This window comes from Kitasatospora sp. NPDC101235 (assembly GCF_044767505.1).
Taxonomy (GTDB): domain Bacteria; phylum Actinomycetota; class Actinomycetes; order Streptomycetales; family Streptomycetaceae; genus Kitasatospora.
On record NZ_JBIWNZ010000038.1, the window covers coordinates 1 to 19,309 of the forward strand.

Consider the following 19,309-nt stretch of genomic DNA (forward strand, 5'->3'; position numbering starts at 1 on the left):
GGAAGCTAAGCCTTACAGCGCCGATGGTACTGCAGGGGGGACCCTGTGGGAGAGTAGGACGCCGCCGAACAATTCTTCAGAAGAACCCCCATCCGCGTCCCGGATGGGGGTTCTTCGCATTTCCGGATCATCTCACCCGCCGGTGTCACTTTGTCCACCAGCAGGTGGTCCTAGGTCTACCCCGGAATTGGGGTGCCATGGCCAGTGCCGGTGGCGGGTGGTTCGTGAACACTGATGGAGGACGATCGGTACCGGCCTCAGGAGCTTCCCGTGACAACAGTGAGTCGTACGAGCGGCACGTCCGTACGTGCGCAGGCCCGGGCTGCCTTCGCGGCCGGCGGTGAGGGCCTGACACGGCTGGTCCTGGTGCTGCTGGCCGCAGTGCCGGGGTTCGTCCTGCCGGTGGCGGCAGCCGTTCTCTCCGGGGTGATCGCGGCACAGATCCTCCAGAACTACTCTCCGGCGATCCTCGCTGCGCTCCTGGTGGCGGCGTCCGCCGGTTCCTTGGTGGCCGCCTTCCTCGTCCGCAGCGTCGCCGACCGCACCCGCGGTCAGCTGGAGCGCTGGTTCGGCATACGGCTGCCGACCACCTACGAGCCTCGTCCGGAGCTGGAGTTGGACGGTCGCGGGCACTGGTGGACGGGTTACACCTACCACCGCTCGCGGACGGTGGCGAAGTACGCGCAGGTGCTCCACTGGGGCCTGCGGGACCGGACCACCCGTGCCGAGCTGCTCTGGATGGTGGTGAACCCGTTCCTCGCGGTGGCCCTGGTCGGCCCGGTGGCCGTGCTGCTCGGGCTGGGAGCCGCCTACATCCTGTCGGGGCCGGTTCCCGCGTCCGACTTGGGTCCGTTGAGCGGTCGGATGGCGTCCATCCTGCTGAGCGTGGTGCTCGGGGCCGCGATGATCGTCGTCGGGATACTCGTGGCGCCGTTCGCGGTGCGGCTGTACGCGGAGGCGGCCCGCCGGGTGCTGGACCAGGACGGCCGGGCGACGCACGCCCAGCTGACCAGGCGGGTGGCCGAGTTGACCGAGACGCGGGCGGACGCGGTGGGCAACCAGGCGGCCGAGCTGCGGCGGATCGAGCGGGACCTGCACGACGGCGCCCAGGCACGACTGGTCGCGATCGGCATGACGCTGGGCACCATCGAGCACCTGATGGACACCGACCAGGAGGCCGCGCGCGAGCTCCTCGCCGAGGCCCGGCAGTCCTCGGCCCGGGCGCTCCAGGAGCTGCGGGACCTGGTGCGCGGCATCCACCCGCCGGTGCTCGCCGAGCGTGGGCTGGGCGACGCCGTCCGGGCCTTGGCGCTGGACAGCGCGTTGCCGACCGAGGTCTGCGTGAGCCTGCCGGACCGGCCGCCGGCCCCGGTGGAGGCCGCCGTGTACTTCAGCATCTGCGAGCTGCTGGCCAACGCGGCCAAGCACTCGGGGGCGGACCAGGTATGGGTGGACATCCTCTACCGGGCCGGCTGCCTGCGGGTCACGGTGACGGACGACGGCGTGGGGGTGGCGGACCCGTCACGGGGGACCGGACTGCGCGGGATCGAGAAGCGATTGGGTACCTTCGACGGTGTCCTCTCCATCGACAGCACGTCGGGCGGACCCACCACCATCACCTTGGAGTTGCCGTGCGAGTTGTCCTCGCCGAGGATCTCTATCTCCTCCGCGAAGGCCTGATCCGGCTGTTGGAAGCGCACGGCTTCACTATCGCGGCGGCGGTGGAGACCGGTCCCGAGCTGTTGGAGGCGCTGCTGACCCACCGCCCGGACGTGGCCGTGGTCGACGTCCGGCTGCCCCCGACGCTCACCGACGAGGGCTTGCAGGCCGCGCTCAAGGCACGGCGGGAGATCCAGGGCCTGCCGGTGCTGGTGCTGTCGCAGCACGTCCAGCAGCTCTACGCGCGGGAGTTGCTGGCCGACGGCACCGGAGGGATCGGCTATCTGCTGAAGGACCGGGTGTTCAACGCCGGGCAGTTCATCGACGCGGTCCGCCGGGTGGCGGCGGGCGGCACGGCGATGGACCCGGACGTGATCGCCAAGCTGATGCAGACCACCTCGCGCCGGCCCGGTCCGCTGCTGCGGCTGTCCCCGCGCGAGCGCGAGGTGCTGGAACTGATGGCCGAGGGCTGTTCCAACTCGGCGATCGCCGCCCGACTTTCGGTGAGCGACGGTGCGGTGGCCAAGCACATCGCCAACATCTTCAGCAAGCTCGAACTCGCCCCCGACGAGGACGCCAACCGCCGGGTGCTGGCCGTACTGGCCTACCTCAACGGCACGGCGGGGCAGACCCGCTGACGATCCGGTCCGGCCTCCGGCGCAGCTCCGCACGGTGCCGGGGCCGGTGTCGGGCAGCTCACCGTGACACTCCAGGCTGTGGGAACGCTTAAACACGTGTACGAGTAAACTCCGGTGGGCCGAGCCCGGAGGTTGCCCAGCCGTCCGGCGGCCCGACCAGCGGGACCCGGCAGTCGTGGCAGCGTACGGCAGCAGCCGACATCCAGGGGTTGATAGACGTAATGGCACGCCCAACGCTCACCAAGGCCCATCGGGGCCTGCTCGGCCTGGTCGCGGCCGGTGCCTGCATCATCTCGGGCATCGGCTTCGCGGGCTCGTACAACGCGGTGCGCGAGCTGGCCGAGGAGAAGGGTTTCGGCGCCTTCTCCTATGCTTTCCCGATCGGCGTGGACGCCGGCATCGTCGTGCTCCTCGCGCTCGACCTGGTGCTGACCTGGCTGCGAATACCCTTCCCGATGCTGCGGCAGACCGCATGGCTGCTGACCGTCGCCACCATCGCCTTCAACGCGGCCGCCTCCTGGGGCGACCCGCTGGGCATGGGGATGCACGCCGTCATCCCGGTGCTCTTCGTGGTCGTGGTCGAGGCCTCGCGGCACGCGGTCGGCCGGATCGCCGCGATCACGGCGGACCGCCACATGGAGTCGGTCCGGGTGATGCGCTGGATCCTCTCCCCGGTGCCGACCTTCCGGCTCTGGCGGCGGATGAAGCTCTGGGAGCTCCGCTCCTACGAGGAGGTCATCCGACTCGAGCAGAACCGGCTGGTCTACCGGGCGCAGCTGCGCTTCCGGTACGGCCGTGGCTGGCGCCGCTCGGCGCCGATCCAGGCGCTGCTGCCGCTCAAGCTCGCCAAGTTCGGCGTGCCGCTGGACCCGTCGCTGCTCGACCGGCTGGATGACGAGGGCCGTGAGGTCGAGGCCGGGGAGACGCTGACGGAGCAGGAGGTGCAGGGGATCGGCGTCCAGGAGAATCGTGTCGCCGCGGCCATCGCCCCGGCTGTCGAGGCCCACTCCCCGCAGCCCCAGCAGGTCCAGCAGCCCCCGCAGCCCCAGCAGTCCGAGCGGACCCAGCAGGTACCGCAGCCGCAACAGGCGCCGCAGGTCCAGCAGGCCCAGCCCGAACAAGCTCAGCCCGAACAAGCTCAGCCCGAACAGGCTCCGGCTCCGGTGCCCGCGGCCGTCGCGCCGATGTCCGCCGAGGTCGCCGCACCGATGCTCGCGAAGCTGGCCGCCGTCAGGCTGCGGGCCGCCCAGGAACCGGACGAGGCGGCCGACGCTGTCGCGCAGCCGCGTGGCGAGGAGCTGAACGTCTGGACCGAGCGCCCGGTCCGCACCACCGGCCACCCGGCCGACGCCGCCCCGGGCGGGCGGGTGCCCGGGCAGGCCTCGCCCTGGTTCAAGCCCCCGCGCCCGGCTGCCGAGGAGCCCGTTCCCGCCGCCGCGCCCGCGACCGGTCCGCAGGCCCAGCAGGCGACCGGCCCTCAGCAGCAGCCCGAGCAGCCCGCCGAGCCCGAGCAGCCCGCCGAGCCCGAGCAGTCGGTCCCGGCCGAGCAGCCCGTGCATGCCGAGCAGCTCGGATTCCCACCGGCGCCCGCTCGCCTCGACCCGGACGTCGCCTACGAGGCGCTCGTCTCGTACATGGACATCCACGGCCACCAGCCCGATCCCCAGCGCCTCGCCGACTGGCTGACCAGGGAGTTCGGTGTCACCGGCAAGGGCCCGGACGGTTCGGTCCACCCCAAGGAGGTCGCTGAGCTCTTCCCGGAGCTGCGCGACCGCTACGCCGCCGCCGGGAGGGACTGACCGCGGCCGCCGCCGTCCGGGGCTCGGGCGGCCATTGACGCCCGATCCCGCCGGAGCTACCTTCGCCTCAACAAATTGTTGAAGCGCTGGTTCGACATGGAGGAGTGCGGATGACGCGGGTCGGGGTCGACGGAAGCGGGCCGACGGACGGGCCCTCCTTCTCCACCGCGGCCCGCGCCGCCGTGGAGGCGCTGCTCGCCCCGGTGGACGCCGATCTGGCGCGCCGTTACCCGGGGGAGCCCGGGACCAGGCAGCCGGTGCACACCGTCTACGTCCCGGCCGACGCCTTCGGCGCCGACACCGTGCGGGAGTGGGGCCGCCAGGCCCTGGAGGCCTTCGACCGCCATGCCGCCACCCCCGCCGAGCTGGCCCGCGCCCTCGGTGTGACCGACGACGAGCTGCTCGCGGACGTGCACGCCCGGGTCCGCGCCAAGCTGGAGCGCGAGCCGGTCGAGGACCTGCGGATCGACTTCGAGGACGGCTACGGCCCCCGCCCCGACGCCGAGGAGGACGCGGCCGCCGTCCGCGCCGCCGAACTGGTCACCGCGGCGGTGGCCGAGGGCTGCGCCCCGCCGTACCTCGGCATCCGGATCAAGTGCATGGAGGCCCCGGTCCGGGCCCGCGGCATCCGCACCCTGGAGCTCTTCCTGGCCACCCTGCTGGCCAACGGCGGGCTGCCGGACGGCCTGGTCCTGACGCTGCCCAAGGTGACCTACGCCGAGCAGGTCACCGCGCTGGTCCGGCTGCTGGAGGACTTCGAGCGCCGGGCCGGACTGCCCGCGGGCCGGATCGGCTTCGAGATCCAGATCGAGACCACCCAGGCGATCCTCGGTCCGGACGGCCGGGCCACCGTCGCCCGGATGATCGGGGCCGCCGAGGGACGCGCCACCGGCCTGCACTACGGGACCTTCGACTACAGCGCCGCCTGCGGCGTCAGCGCGGCCCACCAGAGCATGGACCACCCGGTCGCCGACCACGCCAAGGCGGTCATGCAGGTGGCGGCCGCCGGCACCGGGGTACGGCTCTCCGACGGCTCGACCAACGTCGTCCCGACCGGCTCCACCGAGCAGGTGCACGCCGCCTGGAAGCTCCACCACGGCCTGGTCCGCCGCTCGCTGGCCCGTGCCTACTACCAGGGCTGGGACATGCACCCGGCGCACCTGCCGACCCGTTACGCCGCCGTCTACTCCTTCTACCGCGAGGGCCTGGCGGCCTCCGCCGCCCGGCTCTCCGCGTACGTCGCCAGGACGGGCGGCGACGTGATGGACGAGCCGGCCACCGCCCGGGCGCTGAGCGGCTACCTGCTGCGCGGACTGGACTGCGGCGCCGTCGACCTCGCCGAGGTCACCGCGCTGACCGGCCTGGACCGCGAGCGGCTGAACGCCCTGGCCGGCCGCTGACCCACCGGCGGCCGGCATCGCGGCCGACCGTCGAACCGGCCGTCCAACCGGCTGCCGAACCCGGCGGCTGACCCCTCCCGCCGCGCGCCAACTAGGCTGGCGGTGCCGCCCCGGTGCCCCGGGGCGCGCGCCGCCAGCCTTCGCCGTCCTCGGGAGGACCCCCGCACCATGTCCGCCACGCCGGAGCCCACCGCCAGGCCGTACCTCACCATCCGGCGGGCCGGCAGCCACGAGATCGAGATCAAGAAGTCCCGGTTCATCTGCCACCTCGCCCGGGTCGTCGACGAGGAGGAGGCGCAGGCCTTCATCGCCGGCATCCGCAAGCAGTACTGGGACGCCCGGCACAACTGCACCGCCTTCGTGGTCGGCGACGAGCAGCGCCGTGAGCGTTCCAGCGACGACGGCGAACCCGGCGGCACGGCCGGGGTGCCGATGCTGGAGGTGCTGCGCCGGCGCGGGCTGACCGACACCGTCGCCGTGGTCACCCGGTACTTCGGCGGGATCAAGCTCGGTGCGGGCGGCCTGGTGCGGGCGTACGGGAACGCGGTGTCGGAGGCCGTGGACGAGATCGGCCTGCTGGAGCGCCGGCCGGTCGCGCTGCTCGCGGTGACGGTGGACCACGTCCGGGCGGGGCGGGTGGAGAACGACCTGCGGGCGGCCGGGTACGCGGTGACCGACCTGGCCTACGAGGCAACCGGGGTGCGGATCGAGGTGGGCGTGCCGGAGCCGGACGCGGCGGACTTCCACACCTGGCTGGCCGAGGCGACCGGCGGTACCGCGGTGGCGGCCCCGGCCGGCCGCACCTACGTCGAGGTGCCGGTCTGACCGCCGGGGCGGGCGGCACCTCGTGGGTCCTGCGGGTCGGAGGAGTCGCCGGACGGCCCGTGACCGGCCGTTTCCCGTGGCCCAGGCCCTGCGCCACGCGGAAGGCCGCTTGAGCACATTCACCCGAACGTAGTGTCGTAGCCCGGAGTTGGAACTTCCGCTCCGGGCCGTGGCGTTTCCTGGGCAAGGCTCCGGCAGAACCGGACGAAACCATCGATGGAGGACACAGGACCCCACCCCCGCACCACGGAGGTATGCGCATGACCTCAGACCGTTCGACCTCGAACCCCCAGCCCGCCACGAACCCGACCTCGAACCGCCTGACCACCCACCACCCGATCGCGAATCGCTCCGCCCCGAACCGCGTCCGCCCGCACACCGGTGCCGACCTACCGGGTCCCCGCGGTCCCGCGACGCCCTATCGGATGACGGTCACCACGGCCCTCGCGCACGCCGAGGCCGTCGACCTGGCCGACGAGCAGCTGGCCTCCTGGCTGAAGCAGGAGGGCTTCGAGGAGCCCCCTCCGGACTCCCCCGCCCCCGTCGGGCAGAGCGCGGAACCGGCTTCCACCGCCGAGCGCCTCCGCCTGGGCGAGCGCGTCCTGCTCGACCGCGACCAGGGCCCGCTGCGCGGCGGACCGGGCACCGGCCGCTACGACCGCCGCCGCCTGCGCATCCCGGCCCCGCACGGCACCCAGCAGCTCACCCTCACCGTGGCCACCGCTTCGGACGGCCCCACCTGGGTCCGGCTGGAGGCCGAGACCCACAGCACCGGCAGTGGCGTGCGCACCCCGTGCCGGGTGCCGGTGCCCGAACTCGTCCGCTCGCTCCTCCCACTGCTCGACGCCACCGACGGCCCGGCGGCCGTCCACTCCGCACCCCGGGTGATCACGGCCGACGAGGTCGACACCCTGATCGACGAGCTGTGCGACCCCGAACGCAGGCTGCCCACCGTGGTGGCCAGCGTCCCGGTGAACCTCCCGGTCGACCGCTGGGCGCAGGACGTGGTGGCCCCGCTCTGCCAGCAGCTGCCCGGCCTCGCCACCGCCTACGTGCTGGACCACGGGGCCCGCACCGGGTTCAACGTCGCGCTGGAGTACCACACCGTCTACGGCGGAGCGGTGCGCACCTACCTGCCCGAGGTCGACCCGGCCTGCCGGCAGGACAGCGCCCGACATCCGGTGCTCGCCCGGGGCCGAATAGAGCAGGACCTGCGCCGCGCCGCCGGGCTGCTCGCCCGTGAGCCGCGCCGCCTGGCCGCGGACCAGCCGCTGCCACCGCCGCTGGCGGCCGTCCCGGTGCTGCGTGTCCCGCCGCCGCAGCTCCGCCGGACGGCGCAGCAGGCCACCGGGCAGGCGGCTGAGCACGTCGTCGAGCGGGTGACTGAGCGCGTCGTCGAGCAGGCCGCCGAACGGACGACCGGCCGGGCTGCCCCATACCAGGGCGCCGACCTGGCCGCGCTCGCCCGCGAGGAGCAGCAGGACCGCGCCGAACAGCAGGCCAGGGCCGACGAGCTGGAACGGGTCCGGCACACCCTGCGGCTGGAGCGCCGCGAACACCGCGAGCGGGGCCAGGGCCGGGAGGGCCGCGACGGCCGGGACATCCGGGAGGGCCGTCTCCGCCCCGGAGCCCGCGCCCTGACCGGACGCCACTGCGTCGCACCGGGCAGCGGGCCGGCGGTCGGGCCGCACTCCGCCGCCCAGCCCCCCGATCGCCGTGGCACGCCCGAGACCTTCACCGAACTCATGGCCAGACTGGGCGAGTTCCCGCTGGTGACCTTCACCGGTGACCAGAAGAACGCGCTCGCCCTGGACGAGCTCCAGTGCGCCGGCGCCGGCTGGGCCCGGCTCGCCTGGGACGGATTGACCGCCCTTCAGGAGTACGCCGAGGCCGCCGTGCGCGGTGCGGCCGGCGGGGACTTCAAGCAGTGGTGCGAGCGCACCCCTGAGGGCTGCCGCCGGTTCCCGCCCCGCAAGGCGGTCCGCGGGGAGTCCCGGACGGTGTTCAGTCACACCAAGTGGAAGCGCGAGCGGATGCTGCCGGTGCCGGAGTGCGTCGACTCCTCCCGGCGCGCGTTCATGGGCGCGCACCTGCGGATCGGTGGCGGTCGCACCGCGCCCCGACTGCACTACCTGGACGACTGTTCCGGCAGTGGCCGGATCTACGTCGGCTACATCGGTCTGCACCTGACCAACACTCGGACCAACTGAGCGGCTTGGCTGACCGCTGTGCCTGTTCGGGGGACAATGTCCGGCAGGGGCGGGCCCGCGGGTTCGCCGGTCGCCCCGGGCAGGCGCCGGACGAGCATGGGGGAACGACGACCGATGCAGTACTCAGCAGACGGCCAGTCCGACGGAACCGCCACCGTCCAGTTCCCCCGGCCGGGCTTCCTCGCCTCGGTCTTCCGCGACCTCGGCGCCGAGGGCGAGCAGGATCCGGACGGCGCCGCCACCGGCCGCCCCAGCGGGGGCACGGTCGGTGACGGCCCGTCCGGCAGTGCCCCGCCCGGCGACGTTCCGACCGGTAGCGACCCGTCCGACCCCGGCCCCGGCGGCCCCGGGCCCGCCGACCGGGGAGCCGGTCACCCCGGCCCCGGCGAGGCCGATCCGGACGAGGCCGTGGCGGCGCACGCCCGGGCCGCCGCCCTGACCCACCACCGCACGCTCGCCGTGCAGTCCGAGCACGACCGGCTGGCCGACCTGCTGAGACGGGCCGCGCTGCCCGTCTCGGCCATGGACTTCGAGAGCCAGCTGCGGCACTACCAGCCCCGCCCCTACCCGGCCGACGGCCCCGGCGCCGCCGACGAGCCCGAGCCCCGCTGGGAGGACTTCGCGCCCGCCGAGCCGCCCGCGGCCGACCCGGAGAGCGGCCCGTCCCGCCGGCTGCTCGACTCCGGCTACCAGCGCGAGCTGGCCCAGGCCCGGCTCACCCATCAGCGTGCCCTGCGCGAGTGGCGCACCCGCCGGGCCGAGGCCGGCAGCCCGGCCGTCGACGAGTCCCGGCGTGCCCACGAGGCGGCGGAGGAGGCCCGGGCCCGCGCCGTGCGCGAGTACAACGAGAGCCTGGAAGAGTGCCGGCGGGCCTACCGGCTGGCCGAGCCGGCCGCCGTGGAGTCGCTGCTGGAGCGGGCGCTGGCCGCCGCCGAGACCGCCACCCAGGACCTGCCCGCCCCCTGCCGGGCGGTCTTCCGCCCGCTCACCCGCACCGCCGTGCTGGACCTCGACCTGCCGCCGCTCGAGCTGGTGCCCTCGCTCACCGGCTACCGGCTCGCCCCGGACGGCGACATCCTCCCGGTGCCGCGCCCGCCCGCGGACCGGGCCACCGATTACCTGCGGCTGGTCGCCCGGCTCGCCCTGCGCGCCCTCCAGGCCGCCGACGCCGTCGACACCGACGAGATACTCGCCGGCGTCGTCCTCAACGGCTGGCTGCGCGATCCCGCCACGGCCGAGCCGCTCTGCCTGGTCAGCGTGGACGCCGACCGCGACGCCCTGGCCCGCACCCGGTTGCTGCCGCCGGGCACCCCGTACGAGGAGCGCGACGACGAGGGCGTCTACGCCGATGCCGAGCAGGACGAGGCCCTGGTGCGGCTGCGCCAGCTCGGTGCCGCCGTCACCCCGGACCCGTACGACCGGGTCGGTGTCCAGCCGGCCGCCCGGGCCGGGGCCACCGTGCCGGCCGCCTCCGACCTGTCCGCCAACGAGTTCGCCCAGCTGGTGCGGGACCTGCTGACCCGGGGCGGGATCGCGCAGTGGAGCGTCCGGCTGCGCGGCCCGGCCGGGCTGGTCGCCACCGGTGAGGGCGCACCCGGTACCGCGCTGCCCGGCCGCTGGGTGGTCTGGGCCTCCCGGGACACCGGGCCGGTCGGCGCCGAGCAGATCGAGACCCTGGCCGAGGCGGTCGGGGAGGAGTCCGCCGAGCGCGGCCTGCGGCTGACCACCGGCCGGTTCACCGAGGAGGTGCTGGACCTCACCGCGGAGGAGAGCCACCGGCACATCCACCTGATCGACGGCGACGGCGTCCGCGAACTCGCCCACACCCACCTGGGCCTGCCGCTGGCCACCGGCGGCTGACTGCCCTCGACCCGGCAGACCGCGCCGGCCGACGGCCCCGGTGGGCAGCCTCACTCCGAACGGCCCATCCGGAGGGCGCCCCTGCACACCCGGGCCGAGGCTGGGGGAACGGCTCCCGGCCGGGCTCCCGGCACCCCGGGTGATCACCGCCGAGCGGGCGTCCGGTACGGTCGGCGGTCGGCCCGGCCACGGGCGGATCCCAGGGGGAGAGGAATGCGCAGAGCGCTCGGCGGACCACCCGGCGAAGGCCCCGGCCACCCGGCCGGACCTGGGGCGGAGCCGGCCCGATGACCGCGGTCCTGGTCTCCGCCGGGGCGTTCCTGATGACCCTGGTCGGCGGATTCGTCGCCCAGCGCACCCGCGACCGCCGCCACCTGGTGCTGGGCTTCGCCGCCGGACTGATGCTCGGCGTTGTCGCCTTCGACCTGCTGCCCGAGGCGATCCACCAGGCGCCGGACGAGGTGCACGGCGTGCCGCAGGCGCTGCTGATGTTCGCGGCCGGCTTCCTCACCATCCACGTGGTCGAGCGCGCGGTCGCCATCCACCGCGGCCACGAGGGCGAATACGCCGCGCACTCCCACGGCCACCACGGGCACGCCCACGCCGCCGGGCGTCAGGGCATCGGGCTGACCGCCGCGCTGGCCCTGGTCGGGCACAGCGTGATGGACGGCTTCGCGATCGGCGCCGCCTTCCAGGCGGGCACCACGGTCGGCACGGTGGTGGCCATCGCGGTGGTCGCGCACGACTTCGCCGACGGCTTCAACACGTACACGATCACCCGGCTGTACGGGAACGACCGGCGGCGGGCGATGACCCTGCTCGCCGCGGACGCGCTGGCCCCGGTGTCCGGCGCGGCGATCACCCTGGCGTTCACCATCCCGGGGCACCTGCTCGGCCTCTACCTGGGCTTCTTCTCCGGATTCCTGCTCTACCTGGCGACCTCCGACATCCTCCCCGAGGCGCACAGCCCGCACCCCTCGCGCAGCACTCTGCTCTGCACCGTGGCCGGGGTCGGCTTCATGTGGCTGGTGATCGGCTTCGCCGGCTGAGGCCCGAACAGGTCCGGGGCCGGCCGTCAGCCGTCGATCCGGACGTCGCGGTCCGCGCGGGCGCAGGCCGTGGCCCTCAGCACCGGCGGGCGGGGCCCTCAGACCGGAAGCCGCCCCCAGCACTCCCGCATCGAGGCCAGTGCCTCGGTGATGGCCGGCCGCCGGGAGGCCTGCGAGCGCCAGAGCGCGAACACCCGGCGGCTCGGTTCCGGCGTCACCCGGCGGACCGCCACCCCGGGCGGCAGCGGGCCCCGTCCGAGCCTCGGCACCAGGCCCATCCCCAGACCGGCCGCGACCAGCGCGATCTGCGTCTCGAACTCCCCGACCTGGTAGCGCACGTCCGGCTCCTCACCGGCCTCGCGCAGGGTGCGGACCAGCCAGTCGTGGCAGATGTTGCCGGGCGGCACGCTGATCCAGCGCTGCCCGCACAGCCGTTCCACCGGCACGGGGTCGAGCGCGGCCAGCCCGTCGTCGGCGGGCAGCAGCAGGTCCACCGGGTCCGTCCCGAGGTCCATCCGGGAGACCCCTTCCTGCACCGGCAGCGGTACGGTCGGCCAGTCCTGCACCAGCGCCAGGTCCACCTCGCCCCGGGCCACCAGCTCGGCCGCGGGGTACGGGTCGCGCTCCAGCAGCCGGACGTCCAGTTCCGGGCAGCGCCGCCGCAGGCCGGCCAGCGCCCCGGGCATCAGTCCGCGGGCACCGGACGGGAACGCGGCCACCAGCAACCGTCCGACGGCCTGCCCGCGCTGCTCCTCCAGCCGCACCTCGGCCTGCTCCACCAGCCCCAGCACGGTCTGCGCGGTGACGGCCAGCTCGCGCGCCGCGTCGGTCAGCACCACGCCCCGGCCCTGCCGCTCCAGCAGCACCGTGCGGGTCTCCCGCTCCAGCTTGGCGATCTGCTGCGAGACCGCGGAGGGCGTGAAGCCGAGCGCGGCCGCCGCCCCGCCGACCGAGCCGTGCACCGCCACCGCGTGCAGCGCCCGCAGGCGCCCCAGATCCATCATGCAGCGATCCTAAAGTGTCTCCTTCAGTATTCATCGCTGGTGCTACATGGTCCGGCGCCATCATGCTCGACCCATGACCGCGACAACCGCCGCCGCCCCGAGCGGCCAGAACAGCACGGCCAGCACGGGCAGCACGAGCGGCCACGGCGGCCGGGGCGGCATGAGCCCGCGCCACATCGCCCTGGCCGTCCTGGTGGCCGCCATCTGGGGCCTCAACTTCGTCCTGATCCACGTCGGCCTGGACAGCTTCCCGCCGCTGCTCTTCTGCGCCCTGCGGTTCGCCGTCGTCGCGGTGCCGGCGGTCTTCTTCGTCGGTCCGCCCAGGGTGGCCTGGCGCTGGGTGGTGGCGGTCGGCGTGGTCCTCGGGGTGGTCAAGTTCGGGCTGCTCTTCCTCGGCATGCACGCCGGGATGCCGGCCGGGCTCTCCTCCCTGGTCCTCCAGGGGCAGGCCGGCTTCACCGCGCTGTTCGCCGCCGTGCTGCTGCGCGAACGCCCCGGCGGGCTGCGGCTGGCGGGCCTGGCGGTCGCCTTCGCCGGCATCGCGCTGGCCGCCTGGGACCAGGGCGTCGGCGGACCGCTCGGGGCCTTCGCCCTGGTGGTCCTGGCCGCCGTCGCCTGGGGTCTGGCCAACGTGCTGACCCGCAGGGCCGCGCCGCCGGACGCGCTGCGCTGGATGGTCCGGGTCAGCGCCGTCCCGCCGCTGCCGCTGCTGGTCCTGTCCCTGCTGGTCGAGGGACCGGAGGCGGACCTGCGCGCACTGCGCGACGTCACCCCGGCCGGACTGGGGGCGATCGGCTACGTCGGGCTGGTCTCCACCCTGCTCGGCTTCGTCGCCTGGAGCTTCCTGCTGCGCAGCTACGACGCGACCGCCGTCGCGCCCTACTCGCTGCTGGTGCCGGTGTTCGGGATGTCCTCGGCCTGGCTGCTGCTCGGCGAGCGGATCAGCCCGACGGCCGCCGCGGCCGCGCTGCTGGTGATCGCCGGGATCGGGATCACCGCGCTGCGCCCGGGGGCCGCTAGCGGTGCGGTGGCCCGGCTGCGAGGAAGCGGGCCTCGGCCGAGCGCAGCACCCGCAGCAGCACCTCCTCGTCGGCGGGGCTGACCTCGCCGAAGTACTCCTGGGCCACCTCGTCCCGGACCTGCCCGATCCGCTCCACCGCCGCCTGCCCGGCCTCGGTCAGCAGGATCCGCACCGCCCGCCGGTCGGCCGGGTCGGGACTGCGCTCGACCAGACCGGCCTCCTCCAGCGCGTCGACCACGGTGGTCGCCGAGCGCGGGGCGATGTGGAGCTTGTCGGCGAGGTCGCTCAGCCGCATCGCGCGGTCCGGCGTCTCGCAGCCGGGCACATGGGCGAGCATGCGCAGCGCCCGGGCCTGGCCGGGGGTGATGCCGTACGGCTCCAGCCGCCAGCCGGTCTGACGCCGGATCCGCTTGATCGCCCTGGTCATCGCGTCGGCCAGTTCGGCGGCGGTGCCCGGGGCGCCGGGCCGTGGGCCGGGGGAGGGGGCCGCCGGTTCGTCGGTCGGCGTGGTGGTCATCGGCGGTCTCCTCGGCTGGCGTCCGCCCCAGGGTAGCCGTCGGTCCGGGGCCCGCGGCCGACGGCGGAGGGCGATCGCGGAAATATGTTGAGCCTAGCTCAGTATCTGGGTTAGCGTTGCCCCGAGTGAGGGGACCCTAAGTTCCCTCCCGGACCCTGGAGGGCCCATGCCCCGCTCCGAAGCCCGCGTCGCCACCGACCGCCCGGGCCGTTACGCCAAGCAGCTCGCCGCCCACATGGGGCGCAAGATCGAGGCCGTCTACTCCGAGGAGACCGGCCGCGGCACGATGGTCTTCGGCGCCGGCACCGCCACCCTGGAGGCTCAGTCGGACGCACTGCTGCTCACCGTCGAGGGCGAGCGCGAGAACCTGCCCGGCCTGGAGGACGTCGTCGGCCGCCACCTGGTCCGCTTCGGCGCCCGCGACGAACTCGTCATCGAGTGGCACCGGGACAACGGCGAGGCCGGCCTGGTTCACCGCAACGAGGACCCCGAGGCCTGACGCCTCCCGGCACCCGGCCGGGGCAGCCACCGGGCGAGCGACCACAGCACCAGGACGGCCAGGCACCAGCTCGCCACCACGTCCAGCAGCCAGTGGAAGTCGCTCCACACCAGCCCCGCGCCCACCCCGAGCGACAGCAGCACCGCACCCGCAACCAGCCCCCGGACGGCGTGCGGCCCCGCCACCCGGGCCAGCAGCAGCGCCGCCACCCCGTACGAGATCGTCGCGGTCGCGGTGTGCCCCGACGGGTACCAGCCCCACTGGCCCGCCGTCAGCGCCTCCCCGAGCGGACCCGGCCGGGCGAAGGCCGACTTCGCCGGAACCACCAGCAGTGGGATCAGCCCCGCCGTCAGCGCCGCCACCGGCAGCGGCAGCCACCAGCGCCCGGCCCCGGCCCGGCGCCCCCGCCAGGCGGCCAGTGCGCCGGCCGCCAGCAGCACCGGGACTGCCGGGACGCCGCTGCCCAGGTTGGACAGGAGGTGGCCGAACCGGTCGAGCAGCGCGCTCGGGAAGTCCCGGTGGGCCGTGCGGACGGCCTGGCGGACCGAACGGTCCACGCCCAGCAGCGGCCCGTCCGCCGCGACCTGCCAGGACACCACCAGCAGCAGCACCGCCGCCACCACCGGTACGGCGACCGACCGCGCCGCCCGGCCCAGAGCAGCGGACAGCCGCCCCGGAGCAGGGGGGAGAGCTCCGGGGCGGCTCTGATGATCGCCGTTCCGTGCGCCCCGGGGGGTGTGGGTCGGACGGTCGGTCGATCGGCCTTCGGTGTGCGCCGGCCCTCCCGGGCCAGCCTGGTCGTCCTCACGCGGCACCCGCGGAAACAACCCCGGACGGGGCCCCGCGGACGGCCGTGCCAAGGGCTGAGGCTCGCTGTCCATCTGCGATGACACTACGTCAACAGCCCTTCCGCGCCGAGCGCCTTCAGCGATTCCGCACATCATCTTCACCCTGCGCCGGGCAGCCTCCGAGGCGCCCCGTCGATCATGCCCGGACCGCCCGCACGGCGCGCCCGCACACCGAACGGCCCGTGCGGACCAGAGGTCCCCACGGGCCGTTCAGCGCTGTCCGGACAACCCTCCGGCGGGGGTTCACGACCTGACGGGCGACACCGCTCAGAGGGCGGCGAACGCGCCCTCCAGGATGTCCAGGCCCTCGTTCAGCAGGTGCTCCGGCATGACCAGCGGCGGCAGGAAACGCAGCACGTTGCCGTAGGTGCCGGCGGTCAGCACGACCAGGCCCTCGGCGTGGCAGGCCTTGGCGATGGCCGCGGTGGCCTCCGCGTTCGGCTCCTTGCCGCCCGCCTTCACCAGCTCGACGGCGATCATCGCGCCGCGGCCGCGGACCTCACCGATGATCTCGTACTTCTCCTGCATGGCCCGCAGGCGGCCCAGCATGATCTCGCCGATCCGCTGCGCCTTGCCGTTGAGGTCCTGCTCCTTCATGGTCTCGATGGCGCCCAGCGCGGCGGCGCAGGCCACCGGGTTGCCACCGTAGGTGCCGCCCAGGCCGCCGGTCTGCGCGGCGTCCATGATCTCGGCGCGGCCGGTCAGCGCGGACAGCGGCAGACCGCCGGCGATGCCCTTGGCGGTGGTGATCAGGTCCGGGACGATGTCCTCGTCCTCACAGGCGAACCACTGGCCGGTGCGGCAGAAACCGGTCTGGATCTCGTCCGCGACGAACACGATGCCGTTCGCCTTCGCGAACTCCACGATCGCCGGCAGGAAGCCCTTGGCCGGCTCGATGAAGCCGCCCTCGCCCTGGATCGGCTCGATGATGATCGCGGCGACGTTCTCGGCGCCGATCTGCTTGTTGATGGTGTCGATCACCTGGGCGGCGGCCTCGGTGGCGGCGTTCTCCGCACCGGTCAGCCAGCGGTACGGGTAGGCGACCGGCACCCGGTAGACCTCGGGGGCGAACGGACCGAAGCCCTGCTTGTACGGCATGTTCTTCGCCGTCAGCGCCAGGGTCAGGTTGGTGCGGCCGTGGTAGCCGTGGTCGAACACCACGATGGCCTGGCGCTTGGTGTAGGCGCGGGCGATCTTCACCGCGTTCTCGACGGCCTCGGAGCCCGAGTTGAACAGCGCGGTGCGCTTCTCGTGGTCACCCGGGGTCAGCTCGTTCAGCTGCTCGGCGACGGCCACGTAGCCCTCGTACGGGGTCACCATGAAGCAGGTGTGGGTGAAGCTGGCCAGCTGCTCGGTCGTCCGGGCCACCACGGCCTCGGCGCTGTTGCCGACGTTGGTCACGGCGATGCCGGAGCCGAAGTCGATCAGCGAGTTGCCGTCCACGTCCTCCAGCACGCCACCGTTGGCACGGGACACGTACACCGGCAGGGTGGTGCCGACGCCGGCCGCCACCGCACCCAGCTTGCGGGCGTGCAGCTCCTGCGACTTCGGACCGGGGATCGCGGTGACCAGGCGGCGCTCCTGCGGGAGCGGCGTTGCGGCGCTCATGGGGTTTCTCCAGACTTCTCGGCTCGGTGCTTCGCAGGCTACGGCCGCCCTCCCCACCCGGGCACGCGCCACTCGGTAGCAGTGCGCCGTCCGACTTGTCCGGCACGGCCAGCGCGGGTAGCGCGACTACCCGCAGGCCACGCTCCACTACCCTGAGCGCGGGCGTGTCGCCGGTACGGCGGCATGGGTATGGCGGCACCGACGGGCGGTCGGGCCGGGCGGGCGAGGGAGCGGGGCCGTACATGGCACAGGGCGGGGCACACCACCACGGCGAGCGCACCACCACCAGACCCCCGACCCCCGTGCCCCACCCACGACCCGGCGCGGGCACCACCTCCTTCGACCTCGCGGCCTGGGCCTGCGCCCCGCGGCCCGACGCCGACCCGGGCGTCTACCGGCTCGGCTACCGCTGCCTCGACCCGGAGCGGGCGGAGGCGGCCAAGGTCGCGACCTGGCCGCTACTGCTGCGGGCGGGGCTCAATGCGGTGGTGGCATGGTTCGCCTATCTGTACGGCACTCAGCTGCTGATGTACGTCCTGGTGTGGTTCGGCGGGCAGACGGGCATCGGCCCGCTGGCCTCGCCCTCCGAGTCCGAGGCCATGATCACGCTCCTGGTGGCCAACATCCTGGTGATCGCCGTGGTCATCAAGGTCTTCGGCCGGATGGGCCGCTGGCCCGAGGTGTGGCGCCGGTACGTGGCGCCGCTGCTGTCGCGCACGGTGACGCAGGAGCAGCCCGTCGAGGAGGACGCCCCGGGGGTGGCCGAGGCCGCGCGGGGGCAGGACCCGTGGGACGGGCTGCGCCAGGGCGGCGCTGCCGAGGCGGCCGCCCGGCTGGACGGCGAGGCCGTGGGGGACGTCGACTACGTGCGGATCCGGCGGGCCTGGGAGTCCGCCCAGGCGGACCCGGTGTTCGTGCCCGCCTTCACCGAGCAGGTGGCCACCCGCGGCGCGGCGGCCTTCGCCCACCCGTCCGAAGCGCGTGAGCTGCCCGGCCGCGCAGAGCGGCACGATCTGCTGCTCGGTCAGGTCCGGCTGGGCACCGCGCAGGACGTCCCGAAGAACCCGCTGGGCCACCGGGCGGCCGGTTTCGCGCTGGACCCGGCGGTGCTGGGCACCTCGCTGCTGGCGGTGGGCCCGGCCGGGACGGGGAAGACGGCGCGGCTGGCCCGGCCGGTGGCCGAGGCACTGTGCCTGCAGGCGCTGTCCGGTACCGCCTGTGCGGTGGTGGTCGGGGCGGCGGACGCCGATCTCGGCCCGGACTCCTGGTACGACGTGGTGATCGCGCCCGGTGACCCGTCCTCGCTGTACGGGCTGGACCTCTACGGCGCCGCGCGGGACCCCGACGAGGCGGCCGCCCGGCTGGCCGAGGCGCTGCTGCCGGACGAGCTGACCGCCCGCGCGGAGCACGCCCGTACCGCGTTGCAGCAGGTGGTGGGCCCGTTCCACGCGGCGTACGGCCGCTACCCGGGGGTGCGGGAGCTGCGGGCGCTGTTGGCCGGTGAGCCGGACGTGCTGGCGGCCCTGGTGAAGGCGCTCGGTGTGGCCGGCCGGCTGGCCGTCCACGAGCGGGACCTGGAGTACCGGGAGCGGCAGCGCGACCGGGCGGACGACCCCGGGGCGCTGCTGGCTGACCGGCTGGCGCTGCTGGAGCGGCCCGCCTTCGAGGGGGCCTTCGCGACCGACGGCACCGGCCGGCCCCCGTTCGCGATGCGGGTGCTGGACCACCCGCTGCGGGTGCGGGTGAAGCTGCCCGAGCGGAGCCACCCGGAGGCGGCGCGGATGCTGTCCCGGCTGGTGGTGGGGCAGTTCGTGCAGGCGGCCGGGGCCCGCGAGGACCGCTCGCTGTTCGCCGGCCTGGTGGTGGACGACGCCTCGGCGGCGCTGGACGCCACCGCGGTGCGCGGCTTGCAGCGGATGCGCGGGGCGAACGCGGGTGCGGTGCTGCTGCTGCGGACGCTGGTGGACCTGCCGGAGGCGCTGCGGGCGCCGCTGTTCGGCGCGGTCGGCTGCCGGATGGCGTTCCCGGGGATCGCGCCGTGGGACGGGAAGCTGTTCTCGGAGGCCTGGGGGACGCACCTGGTGCAGGAGACCGCGGTCACCCACACCCCCGACACCTCCGGTGGCGTGATCCGGCGGGCCGGGCGGATCGGGCGGAAGGCGTTGTCGGGGACGACGGCGCAGACGGAGTCGGTGACGACGCGGGACGTGGAGCGGCTGCGGTGGTCGCCGTCGGATCTGGCGCACGCGTTGCCGGCCGGGCACGCGGTGGTGTCGTTGACGGCGGTGTCGGGGGAGCAGGTGCCGCCGCTGCTGGTGGATCTGCGGGGGTGACGGCGGGGCTGCCGGGGAAGTCGCCTCCGAGGTGGATTC

The 19,309-nt window shown here is 74.4% G+C and carries 15 protein-coding genes; 11 read left to right on the plus strand and 4 right to left on the minus strand.

Going from position 1 to position 19,309, the window contains the following annotated elements; all coding sequences use genetic code 11:
* Positions 1-270: 270 nt before the first annotated feature.
* From ACIRRH_RS38390 to ACIRRH_RS38425, 8 genes are all read left to right on the plus strand, one after another.
* Entirely contained in the window at positions 271-1,680 is a 1,410-nt protein-coding gene (locus ACIRRH_RS38390; protein ID WP_403077044.1) for a histidine kinase, read from the plus strand.
* Entirely contained in the window at positions 1,632-2,297 is a 666-nt protein-coding gene (locus ACIRRH_RS38395) for a response regulator transcription factor (protein ID WP_224283344.1), read from the plus strand. The genes ACIRRH_RS38390 and ACIRRH_RS38395 overlap by 49 nt, the downstream gene beginning before the upstream one ends.
* Before the next feature lie 221 nt (positions 2,298-2,518).
* Positions 2,519-4,096 (plus strand): DUF2637 domain-containing protein, encoded by a 1,578-nt coding sequence (locus tag ACIRRH_RS38400; RefSeq protein WP_403077047.1) that lies wholly within the window; start codon positions 2,519-2,521, stop codon positions 4,094-4,096.
* Positions 4,097-4,206: 110 nt separating this feature from the next.
* A complete protein-coding gene (locus tag ACIRRH_RS38405) occupies positions 4,207-5,496 on the plus strand; it encodes a DUF6986 family protein (RefSeq protein ID WP_403077050.1) in 1,290 nt (429 codons plus the stop codon).
* A gap of 168 nt (positions 5,497-5,664) precedes the next feature.
* Complete coding sequence (locus ACIRRH_RS38410) at positions 5,665-6,321, plus strand: YigZ family protein (RefSeq protein ID WP_403077052.1); 657 nt, start codon at positions 5,665-5,667, stop codon at positions 6,319-6,321.
* A gap of 425 nt (positions 6,322-6,746) precedes the next feature.
* Positions 6,747-8,531, plus strand: coding sequence for a hypothetical protein (locus tag ACIRRH_RS38415; protein WP_403077053.1), 1,785 nt, complete (start codon positions 6,747-6,749; stop codon positions 8,529-8,531).
* A gap of 114 nt (positions 8,532-8,645) precedes the next feature.
* Positions 8,646-10,391, plus strand: a complete 1,746-nt coding sequence (locus tag ACIRRH_RS38420; RefSeq protein ID WP_403077056.1) for a restriction endonuclease — start codon at positions 8,646-8,648, stop codon at positions 10,389-10,391.
* 287 nt (positions 10,392-10,678) lie between these two features.
* Positions 10,679-11,440, plus strand: a complete 762-nt coding sequence (locus ACIRRH_RS38425; protein WP_403077058.1) for a ZIP family metal transporter — start codon at positions 10,679-10,681, stop codon at positions 11,438-11,440.
* A gap of 98 nt (positions 11,441-11,538) precedes the next feature.
* Here ACIRRH_RS38425 and ACIRRH_RS38430 read toward each other — a convergent pair whose 3' ends face one another.
* A complete protein-coding gene (locus ACIRRH_RS38430) occupies positions 11,539-12,444 on the minus strand; it encodes a LysR family transcriptional regulator (protein WP_403077061.1) in 906 nt (301 codons plus the stop codon).
* A gap of 160 nt (positions 12,445-12,604) precedes the next feature.
* On the opposite strand from ACIRRH_RS38430, the gene ACIRRH_RS38435 reads away from it, so the two are divergent.
* Positions 12,605-13,546 (plus strand): EamA family transporter, encoded by a 942-nt coding sequence (locus tag ACIRRH_RS38435; RefSeq protein WP_403077153.1) that lies wholly within the window; start codon positions 12,605-12,607, stop codon positions 13,544-13,546.
* Here ACIRRH_RS38435 and ACIRRH_RS38440 read toward each other — a convergent pair.
* Complete coding sequence (locus tag ACIRRH_RS38440; protein ID WP_403077062.1) at positions 13,461-13,982, minus strand: MarR family winged helix-turn-helix transcriptional regulator; 522 nt, start codon at positions 13,980-13,982, stop codon at positions 13,461-13,463. The two genes, ACIRRH_RS38435 and ACIRRH_RS38440, sit on opposite strands and share 86 nt — an antisense overlap.
* A gap of 166 nt (positions 13,983-14,148) precedes the next feature.
* Between ACIRRH_RS38440 and ACIRRH_RS38445 the strand changes: the two genes are divergently transcribed.
* A complete protein-coding gene (locus ACIRRH_RS38445) occupies positions 14,149-14,481 on the plus strand; it encodes a DUF2218 domain-containing protein (protein ID WP_403077065.1) in 333 nt (110 codons plus the stop codon).
* Here the strand turns inward: ACIRRH_RS38445 and ACIRRH_RS38450 are convergent.
* Positions 14,454-15,101, minus strand: coding sequence for a phosphatase PAP2 family protein (locus ACIRRH_RS38450; protein ID WP_403077068.1), 648 nt, complete (start codon positions 15,099-15,101; stop codon positions 14,454-14,456). The genes ACIRRH_RS38445 and ACIRRH_RS38450 overlap by 28 nt on opposite strands.
* A gap of 495 nt (positions 15,102-15,596) precedes the next feature.
* Positions 15,597-16,937, minus strand: coding sequence for a 4-aminobutyrate--2-oxoglutarate transaminase (gene gabT, locus ACIRRH_RS38455; RefSeq protein WP_403077071.1), 1,341 nt, complete (start codon positions 16,935-16,937; stop codon positions 15,597-15,599).
* A gap of 242 nt (positions 16,938-17,179) precedes the next feature.
* Between gabT and ACIRRH_RS38460 the strand changes: the two genes are divergently transcribed.
* Positions 17,180-19,270, plus strand: a complete 2,091-nt coding sequence (locus ACIRRH_RS38460) for an ATP-binding protein (RefSeq protein WP_403077074.1) — start codon at positions 17,180-17,182, stop codon at positions 19,268-19,270.
* Positions 19,271-19,309: the final 39 nt, after the last annotated feature.